Here is an 18,010-nt window from a genome sequence, read left to right on the forward strand (position 1 = left end):
CTGCCTAGGAGGCGGAAGCCGTCACCGTCTGGAGGGCCTCGGCTACTGCGGCGATGAACTGGGGCAACCGGGGTCCCCACCGGGAGGCGATGTCGGAATTGACCACCACAATGTTGCCATTGCGCGCTGCGGTCACATCGCCCCAGCCGGGCCGGGCCGCCACATCCTCGGGGGTGTAGCCCACCAGATCAGTGATCACGATCAGTTCGGGGTCGGCCTCCACGATGTACTCCTCGGTGAGCTGGGGGTACCCGTAGCCGTCGGCATCGGCCTCATCGGCGATATTTATCGCACCCATTGCGGCGTAGACCGCGCCGATGAAGCTGTTAGAGCTGACCGAGAAGTACGTGTTGTCCAGCTCGTGGTACACCCGTATCGGCACATCGGGAGCATCGGCCAAAGCGGCGTCGATTTCGGCCCGCAGGTCGGCCACCAGCACAGCCGCCTCATCGATTCGGCCAACTGCGACCCCCAATTCGGCGATTGAGGCATAGCCGCCCTCGAAGTCTGCTGGAGCAAGGCTCAACAAGACTTCGACCCCTACCGCGTCGAGCCCAGCCATCAGATCATTGGCGTCATTGGCGATGACCACCAGGTCGGGCTCGTAGGAAAGCACCGCTTCCACATTGGGATTCCATCCCGACAAGTCGGTGACCGGGGCCTCCGGTGGGTAGTAGGAGAACTCGTCAACCGCCACCACCTGCTCGCCCGCGCCGATGGCAAACAAGATCTCGGTGGCAGTGGGCGACAGCGACACGATCCGCTGGGGTCGGTCGGGCGGCGCCTCAGTCGGAGCCGGCTCGGGAGCAGCCGCCTCAGTCGGAGCCAGCGCAGTCTGAGTCGGAGCCGGTGCCGGTGGGGCTTCGGTCGGAGCCGGCTCGGGAGCAGCCGCCTCGGTCGGCGATGGCGCAGCCTGTGTCGAAGTTGCCTCGGGGGCAGATTCCTCGATTACCTGGGCCGCAGGGCCATCGTCATCGTTGCCACAGGCGGTCGCCACCAAGGCGAGCGCGAACAGCAGCGCAGAGAAAAGTCGGAACAAACGTCGGGGCATTCAACACCTCCTGTAGATCGAGGAACGGAAGCTCGACCGGCAGGTGCTCTGCCCTCGAGCCAACCCAACCCTCGGGGCTTTATGGCTCGTTTCGGCGCAAAGCTCGACCGGACTCGCTGGCTCAGGGCCAGTTCACCGTTGCGGGACAGTGCCGGAATCTAACCGGACTTCGCCTCCACGCCGCTCCGCAGCATAGCTGACTCCAACCGAGCCAGCCCATCAGAATCGGGCACCCCAACCCGTACATGCTCCGGCATCCCGAAGCTGGCGCAATCCCGAACCACCACCCCATGAGGTGCCAATCGCTCCCGCAATCCCGGGGCCCGAACCAGCACCCAGGGCGCATCGGCAGCCTCCAACTCGAAACCGAATCGCCAAAGCAATTCGGCCAGCTCCTTGCGAGCGATGGCGATGGCTTCCGACCAGGAGGGCAGATCGGCCAATTCCAGCAGCTCAGGCAGCGCGGCGAGAGCCAGCGAATTCACCGACCACTGGGGCTGGCGGTGGGCGAACCGCTCAACGTCGTCGGCGATGATGTAGCCCAGTCGCAGTCCAGGGCAGGCAAACACCTTGGTCAGCGAGCCGACCACAACACCGGCCCGGCCCGCCGTCCATCGCCCGGTGGTCAGCGGGTAGAAGGCTTCATCCCACACGTCTGCTGCCTCGTCGGGGTCGGCCAAACGCCCGCTGGGATTGTGGGGATCGCTGCGCCATACCGGCCCGTCGGGCTTGCGGGGATGCAAGCCGAACTCGGGTTCTGTCCACACTCGTCCGCCGATCTCCTGAGTCACCAACCAAATGGCCTCGCTCCCCCCGTTGGTCAGCATCAGGCGCTGCGTGTCGATCCCGATCGCCTCGGCCAAGAGCGCAGCCGCGTCGGTCGGATCGGGATACCGCCGCAGCGAGTCGAGATGGCGACCCAGCACCGAAGACACATCGGGAGCAAACGGGTTAGGGCTCTGTGACAGGTCGAGAACGGTACCGGGGTCGATATCCAACGCCCGGGCGATGCGCGGCCCATCACCGCCGTGGGGACCGGCGGGAGGGATGTCTCCCAACTAGATCAGGCCCAATTCGGCGACGGTGTCGCGCTCTTCGGCTAGCTCGGCCACGGTGGCGTCGAGGCGGGATTGGGAGAAGTCGTTGAGCTCTAGGCCGCCCACGATCGACCACTGGCCGTCGGCGGTGGTGCAGGGGAACGACGAGATGAGGCCTTCGGGCACGCCGTAGGAGCCGTCGGAGGGCACGGCCATGCTCACCCAGTCGCCCGCCGACGTGCCGTGGACCCAGTCGTTAACGTGATCGACGGCGGCGTTGGCGGCTGAGGCCGCGCTGGAGAGGCCCCGGGCCTCGATGATGGCCGCTCCTCGCTGCTGCACCGCGGGGATGAACTCGTCGGCAATCCACGCCTCATCACCCACTGCCTCAGCGGCCGACTGGCCGCCCACCTGGCAGTTGTACAAGTCGGGGTACTGGGTGGCTGAGTGGTTGCCCCAGATGGTCATGCGGCTCACCTCGCCCACGGTAACCCCCAACTTGGCTGAGAGCTGCGCCACCGCTCGGTTGTGGTCGAGCCGGGTCATGGCGGTGAACCGTTCGGCTGGGATCCCCTCCGCGTTGTTCATGGCGATGAGGCAGTTGGTGTTGGCCGGGTTGCCCACCACCAGCACCCGCACATCGGATGCTGCACCAGCAGCCAGCGCCTGGCCCTGGGTGGTGAAGATGGCGCCGTTGGCCTCCAGCAGGTCGCGGCGCTCCATACCCTTGCTCCGGGGCCGCGACCCCACCAGCAGGGCGTAGTCCACGCCGTCGAACGCCTCGTTGGGATCGTCGGTGCTGACCGTTCCGGCCAACAGCGGGAAGGCGCAGTCGTCCAGTTCCATGGCCACGCCGGTCAGGGCGTCCATGGCCGGGGGGATTTCCAGCATCTGGAGCACCACGGGCACGTCGGGCCCGAGCATCTGCCCGCTGGCGATGCGGAACAGCAGGCTGTAGCCGATCTGGCCGGCCGCGCCGGTCACCGCCACTCGCTTGGGATCGCTCACCGACAGGTCTCCTTTGGTCTGAGTGCGGAACTGAGGAGTGTGGTTGTCGTCAGGCGACTAGAGCCGGTCGACGATGGCCGAGGCGAACTCCGAGCACTTCACCTCGGTGGCCCCGTCCATGAGGCGGGCGAAGTCGTAGGTCACGATCTTCTCGCCGATGGTGGCTTCCACCGCATTGATGATGTCTTCGGCGGCGTCGTCCCATCCCAAGTGCTCGAACATCAGCACGCCCGACAGCAGCACCGACGACGGGTTCACCTTATCCTGCCCGGCGTATTTGGGGGCGGTGCCGTGGGTGGCCTCGAACACGCCGTGGCCGGTCACGTAATTGATGTTGGCCCCCGGGGCGATGCCGATGCCGCCAACCTGGGCGGCCAAGGCGTCGGACAGGTAGTCGCCATTGAGGTTCATGGTGGCGATCACCTCGAACTCGGCCGGGCGGGTGAGCACCTGCTGGAGGGCGATGTCGGCGATGGCGTCCTGCACCAGGATCTTGTCGCCGGCGTCGCCGCCGCAGTCGTCCCAGCCCACGGCCACGTCGGAGAATTCCTCGCGCACCAGCTCATAGCCCCAACCGCGGAACGCTCCCTCGGTGAACTTCATGATGTTGCCCTTGTGGACCCAGTGGACCCGCTTGCGATTCCGCCGAACGGCGTAGTTCAGCGCGGCCCGCTGAAGGCGCTGCGACCCGGTCTTGGACACCGGCTTCACGCCGATGCCGGCGTCTTCGGCGATGTTCCAGCCCAAGGCGTCGTGGAGCAGGTCGCGCAACTTGGCCGCCTCGGGGGTGAAGGCCTCCACCTCGAGCCCGGCGTAGATGTCCTCGGTGTTCTCCCGGAAGATCACCATGTCCACCAACTGCGGGTTCTTCACCGGCGACGGCACGTTGGTGAACCAGCGCACCGGGCGCAGGCACACGTACAGGTCCATGATCTGGCGGATCGAAACGTTGAGGCTGCGGAATCCGCCCCCCACCGGAGTGGTCAGCGGGCCCTTGATGCCAATGAGGTACTCGGTGAACTTCTCAATGGTGTCCTGGGGAAGCCAGTCGCCGGTCTCATTGAAGGCCTTCTCGCCGGCCAGCACCTCTATCCAGTCGATCTTGCGCCCGTGCTTGCCCGCCGCGGCATCCAGAACGTGCTTGGCCGCCGGCCAGATGTCCACCCCGGTTCCGTCGCCCTCGATGAACGGGATAGTGGGATTGTCAGAGACGTTGAGCTTGCCATCAGCTCCGATTGTGATCTTGTCGCCCATATAAGGCGAGCATACCGACGAGCCTTCGCACCCAACGAAGCCAAGAAACAAGTGGCAGCAAGGGCTCGTAGGACAGCGGCAAACAATGCCGGATTGCTATTGATCCGGCCATACGCTGCCTATTTGATGGCACGGATATCCGATCTGCTGAGCGACCGGCCGACGCTGTCGTTCGAGTTCTTCCCCCCGGCCGACGAGATTGCTGCCAAGCAACTGGAGAAGACACTGGATGAGCTGGCTGGGTTGTCGCCCTCATTCGTGTCGGTAACTTGCGGGGTGGGGGGCGATGGCCACGACCGCACCCGCGACATCGTGACCGATATCTGTCGGGATCGGCCCTTCCCGGCCATGGCCCATCTGACGTGTGTGGGCCATACCAAACAGGGCGTCGCTGACTTGCTGGACGACTATGCCGCCGCCGGGGTGGTCAACATCTTGGCCCTGGCCGGCGACCCGCCCGACGGATCGGCCATCAGCGGCGACTTCCGCTACGCCTCCGAGCTGGTGGAGGTGATCCGGGAACACCCGGCTGACTTCAGCGTGGGAGTGGCCGCCCACCCCGAGGTCCACCCCCGATCGGCCGATCGAGCCTCCGACCGCCGGCATTTGGCCGCCAAGTTGAGCCGAGCCGACTTCGCCATAACCCAGTTCTTCTTTGACCCCACCGACTACACCCGGCTGTGCGATGAGCTGGCCGAGCTGGGGTACCCGCAACCAGTGGTCCCCGGCGTAATGCCGGTGATCTGGCCCAAGAGCATTCGCCGCTATGCCGACATAAACGGCTCCACAGTGCCCGAGGATCTGTTCGCCCGCCTCGAGTCCCTGCCCGCCGCCGACCGCATAACCGCTGCCGCCGAAGCCGCCGCCGAACTCTCCCAATCCCTGCTAGACGCCGGCGCCCCCGGCATCCACCTCTACACGCTTAACCGACCTGAGGCCTCCCTCCAGATCGCGAGGGAACTCTTCCCGAAATAAGGCGAACACCACTCCCGCAGCCATGCCGGGGATCAACCAGGTTTAGTGGCGGAAATGGCGTTCGCCGGTGAAAACCATTGACATACCGTGCTCGTTGGCGGCGTCGATCACCTCTTGGTCGCGCACCGAGCCACCGGGCTGAATGACGGTGGCGCAGTCAGCCTCGGCCGCCGCGTCCAGTCCGTCGCGGAACGGGAAGAAGGCGTCGCTGGCGCAAGCCCCGCCCGCGGCCCGACCCGCGGCCTTCTCGGCCGCGATGCGCCCCGCGTCGCGCCGATTCTGCTGGCCGGCGCCGATGCCCACGGCCTGGCGGTCTTTGGCCAACACGATGCAGTTGGATCCAACTCGGGCCGCCACCCGCCAGGCCAATTCCAAGTCGGCCCACTGCTCGTCGGTGGGCGCCCGTTCGGTCACCACCTGCCAGGCTGAGCGGTCCATGGTTACCGTGTCGGGGGTCTGCACCAGAGCGGCGCTCCCGAGGGTGCGGACTTCTAGCTCGGCGCCCTCGGGCGGCCGGGCGTGGAGCACCCGCAAGTTCTTCTTCTTGGCCAGCAGGACCAGTGCGGCCTCTTCAATTTTCGGGGCGATGAGCACCTCGGTGAACACGTCGGCCATGGCCTCGGCCATCGCCGCGGTCACCGGGCGGTTGACGGCCACGATCCCCCCGAACGCCGAGACCGGATCGCACTCGTGGGCCCGCTGGTAGGCGGTGGCGATGTCGTCGGCCACGGCCGCTCCGCAGGGGTTGGCGTGCTTGATCACCACGGCGGCCGGGTCGTCGCCCAGCGAGTGGGCCAGCCGCCAGGCAGCATCGGCGTCGAACACATTGAGGTACGACATGGCCTTGCCCTGAAGATGCTGGGCCTGGTCCCACCAACTCGACTGGCCGGCGATGCGGTATCGGGCGCCGGTCTGATGGGGGTTCTCGCCGTAGCGCAGCACCTCTTGGCGCTCCAGGGTCAGCGCCAAGGTTGGGGGTAGTTCCTCGTCGTCGGCATCGGTCAACCAGTCGGCAATGGCCGTGTCGTAGGCGCTGGTGTGGGCGTATGCCGCTCGGGCCAGCCGCCGCCGGGTGGCGTCTGACAGCGCGCCGTCGCTCTCCAATTCCTCCAGCACAGCGTCGTAGTCGTCGGGCTGCACCACCACACCGACCCGCTCGTGGTTCTTGGCCGCGGCCCGCACCATAGCCGGACCGCCGATGTCGATCTGCTCTACCGAAGGGTCGGAGCGGAACGGGTAGAGGTTGGATACCACCAGATCGATGGGGGTGATGCCCCGGTCGCCCAGGTCCTTTACGTGGCCGGGGTTGGACAGGTCGGCCAGCAAGCCTCCGTGGATCGCGGGGTGGACGGTCTTGACCCGCCCGTCCATCATCTCAGGGGCACCGGTGACTTCCTCTACTGGGATGACCGGGATCCCGGCGTCGGCCAAAGCGGCGGATGTGCCCCCGCTGGAGATGATCTCCCAGCCCAGGGCCACCAGACGCTGGGCCAGATCGATGACTCCGGTTTTGTCGTACACCGACACCAGCGCCCGGGGCGGCCGGTCAGCTCCTTGGCTCATCGGACATATCCCCGATCAATGATCTCTTGGACAGTGCGGATGTAGAGGTCGCGCTCCACCGTCTTGATGCGCTCGTGCAGCGTGTCGACCGTGTCGTCGGGCTCAACGGCCACGGCCTGCTGGGCCAAGATCGGCCCGGCGTCTACCTCCAGGGTGGCCACATGCACGGTGCAGCCGGTGACCTTGACCCCGTAGTCCATGGCGTCTTGCACCGCATGCCAGCCGGGGAAGGCGGGGAGCAGCGACGGGTGGGTGTTCAAGATGCGCCCCCTGTAGGCATCTTGGATTGGCTGATCGAGCACCGTGCCGAACCCGGCCATGACCACTAGCTCAATCTCGGCAGCCAGCAAACGCTCGGTCACCTGGCGGGTGTAGTCGACCCGGTCGAATTCGGGGCCGAAGCTGGTCCGCTCCACCAGCTCACACGCCAGGCCATGATCGGCCGCCACCTTCTCGGCCTTGCAGGGCCGGTCCACCAGAACCAGCGAGATGGGCAATCCGCTGCGGGCCATGGCATCGAGGATCGTCCCACTGCCCGAGGCCAGCACCGCTAGTCGCATCGAGCCGAACCTACCACCCGCTTCCTGTCCTACAAACGATGTCGATGGTCGGGATGTGGGGAAATCGCCCGGAGGGCGGTGGGTGGCGCCGGAGGCGGACCTGGCGCACGCGAAGCACGTCAGGCCGCCGTCAGGCGACAGGACCCGCCGCCCGTGCAAGCGCCCTTGCTTTCAGAGGGTTGCGACCACCTCAGCCATGATGTCGCCCGCTTCACTGGGACTCTGGCCAATACGCACATTGGCATCGGCCAGGGCGTCCATCTTGGCTTGGGCGGTGCCCTTGCCCCCCGACACGATGGCCCCGGCGTGGCCCATCTTCTTGCCCGGCGGGGCGGTGAGACCGGCGATATAAGCCACCACCGGCTTGGTCACGTTGGCGGCGATGAACTCGGCGGCCTCCTCCTCGGCCGACCCGCCGATCTCGCCAATCATCATGACTGCCTCGGTCTCGGGGTCTTGCTCGAAAGCGGCCAGGCAGTCGATGAACGAGGTGCCCGGCACCGGGTCGCCACCGATGCCCACACAGGTGGTGCAGCCGATGTCCTTTTGCTTCAGCTCGTACAGCGCCTGGTAGGTGAGGGTGCCCGAGCGGCTGACGATTCCAACCGGGCCGCCCTCTTTGGCGATGTGGCCGGCGGTGATGCCGATGTTGGCCTTGCCGGGGCTGATGAGGCCGGGGCAGTTGGGCCCCAGCAGCCGCACTCCGGGATAGTCAGACTTGAGCTTGTTGTAGAAGTAGGCCTCGTCGTGCATGGGCACGCCCTCGGTGATGACCACGATCAGCTCCACCCCACCCTCGGCGGCCTCCAGCACCGCGCTGCGCACCCCGGCGGCGGGGATGAACACGCACGACACGTTGGCGCCGGTGGCCTCAACTGCGTCGGCCACGGTGGCGAAGATGGGCACGCCCTCCACGTCGGTGCCCGCCTTTTTGGGGTTGGTGCCGGCCACCACCTGGGTGCCGTAATCCCGGTTAAGCATGCCGTAGTACCGGCCCTGGCTCCCGGTGAGGCCCTGGTAGACCACCTTGGTGTTCTCGTCGACAAAGATGCTCATGATGCGGCTCCCTTCGCGAGGGCGACGGCTTCTTGGGCCGCCTCCAGCATGGTGGGCGCCATCATGAGCCGGTCGCTCAGATGGGGCTCCAGCAGCGCCCGCCCCTCGTCGGCGTTGGTGCCGTCGAGGCGGATCACGATGGGCGAGGTGATGTCCACCCGGTTCATGGCCTCGATGATGCCGTTGGCCACCTCTTCGCCCCGGGTGATACCCCCAAAGATGTTGATGAAGATGGACTGCACGTCGGGATCGTTGTTGATCACTTCCAGCGCCCCGGCCATCACGTCGGCGTTGGCTCCGCCGCCGATGTCCAAGAAGTTGGCCGGGCGGCCTCCCACCTGGTTGACCACATCCACCGTGCTCATGGCCAGACCGGCGCCGTTGGCGATCACCCCCACGGAGCCCTCCAGGCCGACATATTGCAGGCCTTTGGCGTGGGCGGCGGCCTCCCGCTCGTCGCGGGGCTGGGTAGCGTCGAAGGGGGCCAGATCGTGGCGGAAGCCGGCGTTGCCGTCAAGGGTGACCTTGGCGTCGAGCACATGCACCCGGCCCTCGGGGGTGACGATCAGCGGGTTGATCTCCACTAGGTCGGCGTCACCGCCGGTGTAGGCCTCATAGAGCTTCAACAGCAGCTCCACGGTCTGGTCGGTGACGTCGGGGTTGAGATTGGCGGCCAGCACCCACTGGCGGCACTCGTCCTCGGTGAGCCCGTCCACGGGATTAACCCAGATTTTGGCGATGGCGTCAGGGTTCTCCTCGGCCACCGCCTCGATCTCCACCCCGCCCTCGGCCGACAGCATCCCGAGGTGCTGTTTGGCCGACCGATCGAGGGTGAAGCTCACGTAGTACTCCTCGGCGATGTCGGAGGCCTTCTCGATCCAAAGGTTCTCCACGATGTGGCCTCGGATGTCGAGCCCCAAGATGTTGGCGGCGTGGGTGCGCACGGCGTCGATGTCGGCGGCGAACTTCACGCCCCCGGCCTTGCCCCGCCCGCCGGTGTGTACTTGGGCTTTGACCATCACCGGCGTTCCCAACCGCTCGGCGGCGGCCACCGCGTCGTCCACGGTGGTGACCGCCTCACCGGGCGACACCGGCATGTCGTACAACGCGAAGAACTGTTTTCCCTGATATTCGAATAGATCCACGGGCTCCCCAATGCAGCGCGATGGCCAAGTATGCGGTGTGGTTCGGCGATGGTTCGTACCGCCGTTGCTTCGCCGCGATACTAGGAGCAACGTCGTCTAGTGGAACGAACCGAGGAAGGACTCGTGCCCGTCGCATCTGGCCCCAAGATCACGCCGCTGCGAGCGGTTTTCTACTCCGTGGTGAGCATCGGGCTCGGGGTGGGGCTGGTGTTCGCCGTGGTGTCGCTGGCCGGGTCCGACCAGATCGAGGTGAAGCTGGGCGACGACGACTTCAACGCCGGCGACGCCGAGAATTTGGCCGCCGAGATCGCCGAGCGGGGCCCGGTGCCGTGGGCCCCGCTAAGCCGGGGACGCAGCATCTGGATCAACCACATCGGCGACAACCCCGAGAAGGGCTGGTTTGCTTTCGACGTGCAGTCGCCCGGGGCGAGCGGCGATTGCGTAGTCGACTGGGACGCCGAGCGGCGACTGTTTGTGGACACCTGCGATTCCACGCTGGTGTACTCGGCCACCGGCGAAGGTCTGACCCAGTTCGGGGTGTGGGTGGACGACGGCGACCTCATCGTGGACGTGAACGCCAACGACCTGTCCCCTGATCCGGCAGTTGAGGAATAGCGGGGGTCAGACCTTCTCCAGGCGGGCGAACGAGGCCATCAGCACCTTCGAGCCGGCGGTGGTGAAGTTAACGGTGATCTCGGCGTCGCCGCCGGTCCCCTTCACGTCGGTCACCACCCCGAGGCCGAAGGTGGCGTGGTTCACGTCGTCGCCCACCACCAGGTCGACCGGGTTGAGGTCGGCTTCAACTGGGGTGCGAGCGGCCAGGGCGGCGTCCACCACCCGCTCCCGCCCGGCGAAGGAGCGGGCTTCCTGGACGGTATCCCGGCCATAGCCAGACTGGTGAAATCGGGGTCGGCTGCTGCCCCTGTCGTCGACCAGCTCTTCGGGAATCTCCTCCAAGAACCGGGACGGCGCGTTGTACATCGACGCACCATGGACGTTTCGAGTCCAGGCATGGGTCATATACAGCCGCTGGCGGGCTCGAGTGATGCCCACGTAGGCCAGGCGGCGCTCCTCTTCCAGCTCGTCGGGCTCGGTGACTGAGCGGATGTGGGGAAATATGCCCTCCTCCATGCCGATCAAGAACACCACCGGATATTCCAGGCCCTTGGCCGAGTGCAGGGTCATCAGCGTCAGCATGGAATCGTCGGCCATCTCATCGGTGTCCGACACCAGGCTGACCAACTCGAGGAAGTCGCTCACGTTGTCGCTTTCTGAGGCCACGCTGATCAGCTCGTCGAGGTTCTCCAGCCGACCCTGGGCTTGCACGCTGACGTCGGTCTCCCCCGTGGTCTCGCTGGCCGCCTCGGCCTCCAGCTGGTCGAGATAGCCGCTGGTATCCAGCAAGTGCTCCACCACCGCCACCGGGCCGTCGTCCAATCGTTCGCGGGCCTCGGCGATCACCTTCATAAAGGCGCTGATGCCGCTCAGCGCCCTCCCCTTCACACCGGCCTCCGGGGCGTGGGCCAGGGCGTCCATCAACGTGAGGCCGTGGGCATCGGCCCAGGCCGCCAGCTTGGCCACCGAACCGTCGCCCACCCCCCGCTTGGGGGTGTTCAGCGCTCGTAGCAGGCTGACCGCATCGCCGGGATTGACCGTCACCCGCAGATAGGCCAGCGCGTCCTTGATCTCCCGGCGATCGTAGAATCGGGTGCCGCCGATGAGCTGGTAGGGAACGCCGGCCTCCATCAGCAGCTCCTCCACCACCCGGCTCTGGGCGTTGGTGCGGTAGAACACGGCCATCTCATCCCAGCGGTACTGCTCGTCGTCGTGGAGCCGGAACGCCTCCCGCACCACCCAGCGCGCCTCCTCATACTCATCAGAGCCGCAGAACCGCACGATGGGCTCGCCCCCGGTCTGGTCGGTCCACAGGTTCTTGGGCTTGCGGCTGAGGTTGTTGACGATCACCGCGTTGGCCGCACTGAGGATGCGCTGGGTGGAGCGGTAGTTTTGCTCCAACAGCACCACGGTGGCGTCTTCGAAGGCCTGTTCGAACTCCAAGATGTTGCGTATGTCGGCCCCCCGGAAGCGGTACACCGACTGGTCGGCGTCGCCCACCACGAAAACGTTGCGGTGCTCTTGGCCCAACAGCAGCACGAGCTGGTTCTGCACCTGGTTGGTGTCCTGGTACTCGTCCACCAGCACATGCTCGAATCGGCGGCGGTAGCGGTCCAGCACATCAGGCTGCTGTCGGAAAAGGTCGACGGTGGTGCCCAACAGATCGTCGAAGTCCATGGCCCCGGCCCGGCGGAGGCGCTCCTGGTACTCGTCGTAGACCTCGCCGATGCGGCGCTCGAACAGGTTGGCGGCCCGGTCCTTGTACTGGGCCACACTGATCATCTCGTTCTTGGCCCCGCTGATGGCGGCATGGATCGAGCGGGGCGGCATCCGTTTGGGATCGAGGTTGAAATCCCGGCAGATGTAGCGGGTTAGCCTCACCGAGTCGGCCTGGTCGTAGATGGTGAAGCTGGAGGGAAAGCCGATAGCCTCGGACTCGTAGCGCAGGATCCGGGCGCAGGCCGAGTGGAAGGTGCTCACCCACATCTTGTCGGCCACCGGGCCCACTAGGTTGCCCACCCGGTGCTTCATCTCCTGGGCCGCCTTGTTGGTGAAGGTGATGGCCAACAGGGCGAAGGGGGAAACGCCCTGGTGTTCGATGAGGTAGGCGATGCGGTGGGTGAGGACGCGGGTCTTGCCCGAGCCGGCGCCGGCGACCACCAGAATGGGGCCGCCGGGGTGGGTGACCGCGTCGATCTGGGCCGGGTTCAGGCCCTCGGTAAGCGCGGTCATTGGCATTGACTCACACTACTGATGGGTATGTCAGTTTGACGGGTAGTGTCGCCGGGGTGCGCAGGTTCCGGTTTGGGGTGCAGGCTCGAGGGTTTGCCGACGCTAGGGAATGGCGGGAGTTGGCTCGGCGGGCTGAGGGGTTGGGCTACGACGTCTTCTCCATGCCCGACCACTTCGACCAAGGGCCGGCGCCAATGGTGGCGCTGGCTTTTGCCGCTGAGGCCACCACCACGCTGGGGCTGGGCACCATGGTGCTGGCCAACGACTTCCGCCACCCCGCGGCGCTGGCCAAGGAGGCGGCCACCTTGGATGTGCTGTCGGGCGGTCGGTTCGAGTTGGGCATTGGGGCCGGGTGGCAGAACACCGACTACCACAGCACCGGCATCGCTATGGACCGGCCCGGCGTGCGGATCGAGCGACTGGGTGAGGCGGTGGCCATCATCAAGGGGCTGTTGGCCGGCGAGACGGTCACTTTCTCGGGCCAGCATTACACCATCGACGGGCTGGATGGGCTGCCCGAGCCGGTGCGACCGGGAGGCCCACCGCTGTTTGTGGCCGGAGGCTCGGAGCGAGTGCTGCGATTGGCGGCCCGAACGGCCGACATTGTGGGGGTAAACCCCAATATGGCCGCCGGAGTCATCGACAGCCGTGTCGGGCCGTCGGCCACGGCCGAGGCCACCGCCGCCAAGATCAACTGGATCCGGGAGAGCGCCGCTGAGCGGTTCGAGGACTTGGAGTTGCACAGCCGGGTCCACGTGGCCTCGATCACCGACGACAAGCGGAGCTTTGCCGGAGCGCTTTCCCCGGCGCTGGGGCTGGATACCGACCAAGCGCTGGAGTCGCCCCATAGCATGATCGGAACCGTGGAAGAGGTGGTGGACAAGCTGGTTAGCCAGCGCGAGGAACTGGGTATCAGCTACATCGGCCTGTCGATCGAGTCCATGGAGGACATGGCCCCAGTGGTCGCCCGCCTAGTCGGAACCTGAGTTTGCCTTATCTGTGTTCCGGTCCAGCCCATTAGTGTTAATGCCCCTATGTCTGAGGCGGAGACCACCCTGGAATCCGAGACCCCTGAGGTCGAATCCGAGCCTGCCGCGGAGCCAGAACCCGAGCCCGAGGACGTCGCCGTAGAGGCCGAAGCCGCCGAAGAACCCGAAGAACCCGAACAACCCGAACCAGAACCCGAGGCCGAAGAGCCCGCCGCCGAAGAACCCGAACCAGAACCCGAGGCCGAAGCCGAACCCCAGCCCGAACCAGAACCCGAGGCCGAAGCCGCCGCCGCAGGTGCGGAGGAACCGAAACCAGAGGCGCCGCCGGGGGAGCCGGCATCGCCGACGGTGGATGGGTTGACCGGGGGGACCATCGTGTCGGGGAAGGTCAAGACCAAGGCCGCCCACGAAATCGAGCTGGATCTAGGCGGGGATCGGATCGGGGTCATCAGCCAGCGCTATTGGGGCGACGATCCGGCTGCCGACCTGACCCGGGAGTGCGTGCTGGGCGAGGTGGTCAACGCCGCCGTGCTGGTGCGGGAAGACCACAAGGGCCGCATTGTGCTGTCGCGGCTGTGGGCCATGCAGCAGATCGCCTGGGTGGATATTGCCCGGGCCGCAGCGGCCAACGAGGCGGTCACCGGCACGATCACGGCGGTGGTCAAGGGCGGGCTTTCCTGCGACGTGGGCGTGCGGGGGTTCATCCCCTCATCGCTGATCGATGTTGATCCGGTGGAGAACCTTCAGGCGCTGGTCGGGCGGGAAGTGCAGTGCAAGGTGGTGGAGGCCGATCAGGTGTCGGGCCGCCTGGTGCTGTCCCGCAAAGCGGTCGTCCGGGCCGAGCAGCGCAAGGCGGCCAAGGCGTTTCTAGAGACCATGTCGGCGGGCGACGAGTTCACCGGCAAGGTGGTGGACATCCAGGATTTCGGCGCTTTTGTCGACATCAACGGCGTGCGGGGCCTGGTACACGCCACCGAATTGGGCTGGAAGCGGGTGCAGCACCCCAATGAGGTAGTGAGCGTGGGCGACGAGGTGCAGGTGCGGGTCAAGTCGGTGCAGAAGCCCAAGCAGCGGGTGAACCTCACCATGAAGCTCACCCCCGACCCATTGGGTGACCTCGAAGTGGGCGGGCTGATCGCCGGACGAGTCACCCGACTGGCGGACTTCGGCGCCTTCGTGGCCGTGAGCGACGACATTGAGGGCCTGGTCCACATCACCGAAATGGCCGAGTACCGGGTGTACCACCCCGAAGAGATAGTGCTCCCCGGCGAAGAGGTCTGGGTCAAAGTCCTCGCCGTCGACCGCAAACGCCGCCGCGTCGACCTCTCAATCGCCCAAGCCATCGCCGGCTAGAGAAACTCCCTGGCGAATAATCGAAAAGATTTCGTTTTTTGGTTAAATTTGTGGAGTATCCTGCCGACGCCGATTTCTGAGAGGACGTGAGCATGTCAGGAGCAGTCGGAGTGCGTCATTGGTCGCACGTGATCATTCACCCAGAGGACGTCGATGCCTCGCTGGATTTCTACACCAAGCTGCTGGGCTACGAAGTCCTGTCCGATGAGACGATCTCAGGACCGGGCTTGGACGCCATCGTGGGCCGAGAAGGGGTCCAGGGGCGGGTCGTGGTCGGCCTGGTCGGGGGCCAGAAGGTGGAGTTCGTCAATCTCGGCGACCCGGACCTGGGCGGCTTTCAAGACAACGAGCGCGGCCTGCGGGGCTTCACCGTCCGAGTAGCCGATATCAACGAGGCGGCCGACGCCTGCACCGCTCATGGAGTGCCCATCGTCAGCGGCCCGTCGGAAATCAAGGGGTTCTGGCAGTTCATGATCATGGACCCCGACGGCGTTGCGATCGAGATCTCCCAACCGCCTCCTGGAGTCGAACTTTCGGGACCGCTGTCATGAGCGAGCAGTCTTCGCCAGCGCCTAGCCCCATTGCGCTGGTCACCGGGGCCAGCCGGGGAATCGGCCGGGCCAGCGCGCTGGCCCTGGCTGATGTTGGATTCGACGTAGCCATCACCGCCCGAACGGTGCGGGAAGGCGAGGGAACGGTCGGACCGCCCACCTCGGATGGTGGAGGCGACGTGACCGTGCCCGGGAGCCTGGAGACGACTGCCGCCGAGATCACCGAACGGGGCCAAAGGGCACTGCCCATCACCATGGATCTCCTGTCGGCGGAGTCGGTGCGGGCCGCAGCCGCAACTGCCCTCGACGAATGGGGCCGGGTCGACGTTTTGGTGAACAACGCCATCTGGAGCGGCCCTGGCCTGCTCGACCCCGTCGGGGTGCTGAACCTCGAAGCCCTCGACACCGCGTTCACCGCCAATGTGCTGCGCCAAGTTCTCCTCACCCAGCTCATCCTGCCGTCGATGATCGAGCAGGGATCGGGGCTCATCTTGAATCTGACCTCATCAGCCGGCCAGGTCGACGATCCCCCCTATCAGGTGGTCGAACTCAAGATGCTCGGCTTTGCCCACTGCGCCTCAAAGGGCGCCTTCCACCGCATGGCGCCGATGCTGCAAGCCGAGCACGAGTCTGACGGGATCACCGCGGTCAACATCGACCCCGGCTTCACCTGGACCGAGACCATGGCCGCGCTGGACCTGCACAATTTCGGCGGAGCGCCTCCCGAGGCCACCGGGAAGGTGGTGGCCTGGCTGGCCGAGGAACCCGAGCGAGCAGCCCAATGGCGAGGACGCAACCTGAATTCCCTGGAGTTGTGCGCCGAGCTCGGGCTTGTCGAGGGTTGGCCGCCAGAGACTGGAACATGAGGAACTGTTGCCTTGAATTCTGACCCGATCGAAGGAGTCCTCGGATTGGACGAATCTGAGAACCCTGCAATCCCGCCGACGATTCACCTTCGGAGCTTGCTGCCGAGCTTGACGCCGAAGCTGGCGGTGGTGGCCGAGGAAATCTTGGCCGACCCGACCATCGTGGTCCGCCAATCGGTGTCGGAGTTGGCCCAGCGCACCGGGACTTCGATGTCCACCATTGTGCGCCTGTGCCAAGAGCTCGGGCTTCGGGGATTCCAGGACTTGAAGCTGCGACTGGCCGCCGAAGTATCGACGACTGGCGTCACCGAGCCGTCAGAGAGCGACGACGGCGAGTCGATTCTCTCCAAGGTGCTCTCCTCGACCGTCGACGCGATCAGCCACACGCAACACACGCTGGACAAGGCCAGCTTCCACCAAGTCTCCGAATTGCTGGTCAATGCCCGCTCGATCATCTTCCTCGGTGCGGGAGCCAGCGCTGCGGTGGCGTTCGACGCCGCATTTCGATTCCGTACACTGGGTCACCGAGCCGAGTTCCACAACGACTCGCATATGCAGCTCACCGCGGCCCGTTTCCTTCGCCCGGGAGACGTGGCCCTGGCCATCAGCCACTCCGGGTCAACCCGCGAGACGCTGACCGCCCTCGAGGCGGCCTCAAGCGGTGGGGCACATACCGTGGCCATCACCACGTTCGCCCGATCGCCGCTGGCCGAACTCGCCGACCAAGTGTTGCTGGCCGGTGGCACTGAGTCGGAGTTCCGGATTGCGGCCGTGTCCAGCAGACTGGCCCACCTGGCCGTGGTAGACGCCTTATTCGTTGCCGCGGCACGATTGCGACCGGAGCGGGCCCGGGCCGCCCAAGAACTGTGGGGCGACATGATCGCCGAGCACCGGCTCAGCCCCCCGTGGGCCACCCGACGAGAGCCTGCCGACTGACCTAAGGTTCCAGCAGGAGATTCCTCAGAGCATCGACCTCGGCTTGGGTAAGCGTGAGCTGTACCTGGGCATAGGCGTCGATGCCCCCGAAATCACGGTCGATGACGTCGAGCGCCAGCTCGATGTAGTCGGGTTTCGCCAATCCCAATGCCAAGAGCACGTCGCGTGATTCCTCGGGGTATCCGGCCAGCCGGAGCTGGAACGTGCTGGACTGATCGGCCAACCGATCATTGGTCAGCATGTAGTCCTCGACAATCTGGTCGCGGTCGACTCCGAGAATCGACAAGATGACCGCGGTCGCCACACCAGTGCGGTCTTTGCCCCCCGCGCAGTGGAACAGGACCGGGGAGCGGTCGATGATGGCGCGGATCAGCAAGGCAAACGCCGGGCTGCCAATCTCCGCGATATGCCGATAGGAATCGAGGAGTATCTGGTGGGCGTCCTCCCGGGTCAGCTTCCCCGCAATCATTGACTCCATCACCTCGCCCGCGGTTCGTTCCCCTCGGGCGAATGGTGCGGACACCACAGTGGCTCCAGGGGGGAGCCTCGATGGCCGGGCTTCCACCTCCTCGGAGCTGCGGAAATCGACGATGGTTTGGACTGATCGCTTTTCGAGTTCAGCCAGGTCAAGGGCGCTGAGTTCGGCCAGATCGTCGGATCTATAGGCGATGCCGAATTTCACTTGTTGGCCGATGGAGTTGGTCACACCGCCGAGGTCTCTCACGTTGAGGGCGCCGTCAAACTGAAGAATCCGGCGAAGGTGCAGCGGCACCTGGCCGACCGCGGCATCGGGGTTGTTTTGGGCTGGCGGCATGTCTC

Annotated in this window: 17 protein-coding genes and 1 riboswitch; of the genes, 7 read left to right on the forward strand and 10 right to left on the reverse strand. The window is 65.8% G+C overall.

Annotation, left to right across the window (positions count from 1 at the left end):
• Positions 1 to 4: 4 nt before the first annotated feature.
• From ACOGXH_RS16055 to icd, 4 genes are all read right to left on the reverse strand, one after another.
• Positions 5 to 1,051: an ABC transporter substrate-binding protein gene (locus ACOGXH_RS16055; RefSeq protein ID WP_419930093.1), complete on the reverse strand. Its 1,047-nt coding sequence runs from the start codon at positions 1,049 to 1,051 to the stop codon at positions 5 to 7.
• A gap of 107 nt (positions 1,052 to 1,158) precedes the next feature.
• A riboswitch (cobalamin riboswitch) is annotated at positions 1,159 to 1,219 on the reverse strand.
• Positions 1,210 to 2,109 carry an aminotransferase class I/II-fold pyridoxal phosphate-dependent enzyme gene (locus ACOGXH_RS16060; protein WP_419930094.1) on the reverse strand — a complete coding sequence of 300 codons (900 nt, stop codon included), beginning with the start codon at positions 2,107 to 2,109 and terminating at the stop codon, positions 1,210 to 1,212. Its footprint overlaps the riboswitch before it by 10 nt.
• Entirely contained in the window at positions 2,110 to 3,096 is a 987-nt protein-coding gene (locus tag ACOGXH_RS16065) for a malate dehydrogenase (protein ID WP_419930095.1), read from the reverse strand.
• A gap of 57 nt (positions 3,097 to 3,153) precedes the next feature.
• Positions 3,154 to 4,350 (reverse strand): NADP-dependent isocitrate dehydrogenase, encoded by a 1,197-nt coding sequence (gene icd, locus ACOGXH_RS16070; RefSeq protein WP_419930096.1) that lies wholly within the window; start codon positions 4,348 to 4,350, stop codon positions 3,154 to 3,156.
• Positions 4,351 to 4,476: 126 nt separating this feature from the next.
• Here icd and ACOGXH_RS16075 point away from each other — a divergent pair, with 126 nt between their 5' ends.
• Positions 4,477 to 5,325: a methylenetetrahydrofolate reductase gene (locus ACOGXH_RS16075; protein WP_419930097.1), complete on the forward strand. Its 849-nt coding sequence runs from the start codon at positions 4,477 to 4,479 to the stop codon at positions 5,323 to 5,325.
• 42 nt (positions 5,326 to 5,367) lie between these two features.
• Here the strand turns inward: ACOGXH_RS16075 and purH are convergent, their stop codons facing one another.
• The 4 genes from purH to sucC form a co-directional block, all read right to left on the reverse strand.
• Positions 5,368 to 6,888: a bifunctional phosphoribosylaminoimidazolecarboxamide formyltransferase/IMP cyclohydrolase gene (purH, locus tag ACOGXH_RS16080; RefSeq protein WP_419930098.1), complete on the reverse strand. Its 1,521-nt coding sequence runs from the start codon at positions 6,886 to 6,888 to the stop codon at positions 5,368 to 5,370.
• Positions 6,885 to 7,448: a phosphoribosylglycinamide formyltransferase gene (gene purN, locus ACOGXH_RS16085; protein ID WP_419930099.1), complete on the reverse strand. Its 564-nt coding sequence runs from the start codon at positions 7,446 to 7,448 to the stop codon at positions 6,885 to 6,887. Before purN ends, purH begins: the two co-directional genes overlap by 4 nt.
• Before the next feature lie 171 nt (positions 7,449 to 7,619).
• Positions 7,620 to 8,504, reverse strand: a complete 885-nt coding sequence (gene sucD / locus ACOGXH_RS16090; RefSeq protein WP_419930100.1) for a succinate--CoA ligase subunit alpha — start codon at positions 8,502 to 8,504, stop codon at positions 7,620 to 7,622.
• Positions 8,501 to 9,649 (reverse strand): ADP-forming succinate--CoA ligase subunit beta, encoded by a 1,149-nt coding sequence (sucC, locus tag ACOGXH_RS16095; protein WP_419930101.1) that lies wholly within the window; start codon positions 9,647 to 9,649, stop codon positions 8,501 to 8,503. Before sucC ends, sucD begins: the two co-directional genes overlap by 4 nt.
• A gap of 123 nt (positions 9,650 to 9,772) precedes the next feature.
• On the opposite strand from sucC, the gene ACOGXH_RS16100 reads away from it, so the two are divergent.
• Positions 9,773 to 10,264 (forward strand): hypothetical protein, encoded by a 492-nt coding sequence (locus ACOGXH_RS16100; protein ID WP_419930102.1) that lies wholly within the window; start codon positions 9,773 to 9,775, stop codon positions 10,262 to 10,264.
• A gap of 6 nt (positions 10,265 to 10,270) precedes the next feature.
• Here the strand turns inward: ACOGXH_RS16100 and ACOGXH_RS16105 are convergent, their stop codons facing one another.
• Positions 10,271 to 12,502 (reverse strand): UvrD-helicase domain-containing protein, encoded by a 2,232-nt coding sequence (locus tag ACOGXH_RS16105; RefSeq protein ID WP_419930103.1) that lies wholly within the window; start codon positions 12,500 to 12,502, stop codon positions 10,271 to 10,273.
• Positions 12,503 to 12,552: 50 nt separating this feature from the next.
• Between ACOGXH_RS16105 and ACOGXH_RS16110 the strand changes: the two genes are divergently transcribed.
• From ACOGXH_RS16110 to ACOGXH_RS16130, 5 genes are all read left to right on the forward strand, one after another.
• Positions 12,553 to 13,482, forward strand: coding sequence for a TIGR03621 family F420-dependent LLM class oxidoreductase (locus ACOGXH_RS16110; protein ID WP_419930104.1), 930 nt, complete (start codon positions 12,553 to 12,555; stop codon positions 13,480 to 13,482).
• A 48-nt stretch (positions 13,483 to 13,530) separates the two neighbouring features.
• Positions 13,531 to 14,838: a 30S ribosomal protein S1 gene (locus ACOGXH_RS16115; RefSeq protein ID WP_419930105.1), complete on the forward strand. Its 1,308-nt coding sequence runs from the start codon at positions 13,531 to 13,533 to the stop codon at positions 14,836 to 14,838.
• Between the two features lie 92 nt (positions 14,839 to 14,930).
• Positions 14,931 to 15,389, forward strand: a complete 459-nt coding sequence (locus ACOGXH_RS16120) for a VOC family protein (protein ID WP_419930106.1) — start codon at positions 14,931 to 14,933, stop codon at positions 15,387 to 15,389.
• Positions 15,386 to 16,255 (forward strand): SDR family NAD(P)-dependent oxidoreductase, encoded by an 870-nt coding sequence (locus ACOGXH_RS16125; RefSeq protein WP_419930107.1) that lies wholly within the window; start codon positions 15,386 to 15,388, stop codon positions 16,253 to 16,255. Before ACOGXH_RS16120 ends, ACOGXH_RS16125 begins: the two co-directional genes overlap by 4 nt.
• Positions 16,256 to 16,351: 96 nt before the next feature.
• Entirely contained in the window at positions 16,352 to 17,191 is an 840-nt protein-coding gene (locus ACOGXH_RS16130; RefSeq protein ID WP_419930108.1) for a MurR/RpiR family transcriptional regulator, read from the forward strand.
• A gap of 1 nt (position 17,192) precedes the next feature.
• Here ACOGXH_RS16130 and ACOGXH_RS16135 read toward each other — a convergent pair whose 3' ends face one another.
• The gene (locus tag ACOGXH_RS16135; protein WP_419930109.1) at positions 17,193 to 18,005 is read right to left on the reverse strand and encodes a tyrosine-protein phosphatase; all 813 of its coding nucleotides are present in this window, start codon (positions 18,003 to 18,005) and stop codon (positions 17,193 to 17,195) included.
• Between the last annotated feature and the right edge of the window lie 5 nt (positions 18,006 to 18,010).

It is taken from the genome of Candidatus Poriferisocius sp. (genome assembly GCF_965208355.1).
Classification (GTDB): domain Bacteria; phylum Actinomycetota; class Acidimicrobiia; order Acidimicrobiales; family Bin134; genus Poriferisocius.

What these genes read in the sequence shown, in the direction of transcription:
- ACOGXH_RS16055 (WP_419930093.1), bottom strand. Translation starts at nt 1,051, where the DNA reads ATGCCCCGACGTTTGTTCCGACTTTTCTCTGCGCTGCTGTTCGCGCTC.
- icd (WP_419930096.1), bottom strand. Translation starts at nt 4,350, where the DNA reads ATGGGCGACAAGATCACAATCGGAGCTGATGGCAAGCTCAACGTCTCT.
- ACOGXH_RS16075 (WP_419930097.1), top strand. Translation starts at nt 4,477, where the DNA reads ATGGCACGGATATCCGATCTGCTGAGCGACCGGCCGACGCTGTCGTTC.
- purH (WP_419930098.1), bottom strand. Translation starts at nt 6,888, where the DNA reads ATGAGCCAAGGAGCTGACCGGCCGCCCCGGGCGCTGGTGTCGGTGTAC.
- purN (WP_419930099.1), bottom strand. Translation starts at nt 7,448, where the DNA reads ATGCGACTAGCGGTGCTGGCCTCGGGCAGTGGGACGATCCTCGATGCC.
- sucD (WP_419930100.1), bottom strand. Translation starts at nt 8,504, where the DNA reads ATGAGCATCTTTGTCGACGAGAACACCAAGGTGGTCTACCAGGGCCTC.
- ACOGXH_RS16105 (WP_419930103.1), bottom strand. Translation starts at nt 12,502, where the DNA reads ATGCCAATGACCGCGCTTACCGAGGGCCTGAACCCGGCCCAGATCGAC.
- ACOGXH_RS16115 (WP_419930105.1), top strand. Translation starts at nt 13,531, where the DNA reads ATGTCTGAGGCGGAGACCACCCTGGAATCCGAGACCCCTGAGGTCGAA.
- ACOGXH_RS16120 (WP_419930106.1), top strand. Translation starts at nt 14,931, where the DNA reads ATGTCAGGAGCAGTCGGAGTGCGTCATTGGTCGCACGTGATCATTCAC.
- ACOGXH_RS16125 (WP_419930107.1), top strand. Translation starts at nt 15,386, where the DNA reads ATGAGCGAGCAGTCTTCGCCAGCGCCTAGCCCCATTGCGCTGGTCACC.
- ACOGXH_RS16135 (WP_419930109.1), bottom strand. Translation starts at nt 18,005, where the DNA reads ATGCCGCCAGCCCAAAACAACCCCGATGCCGCGGTCGGCCAGGTGCCG.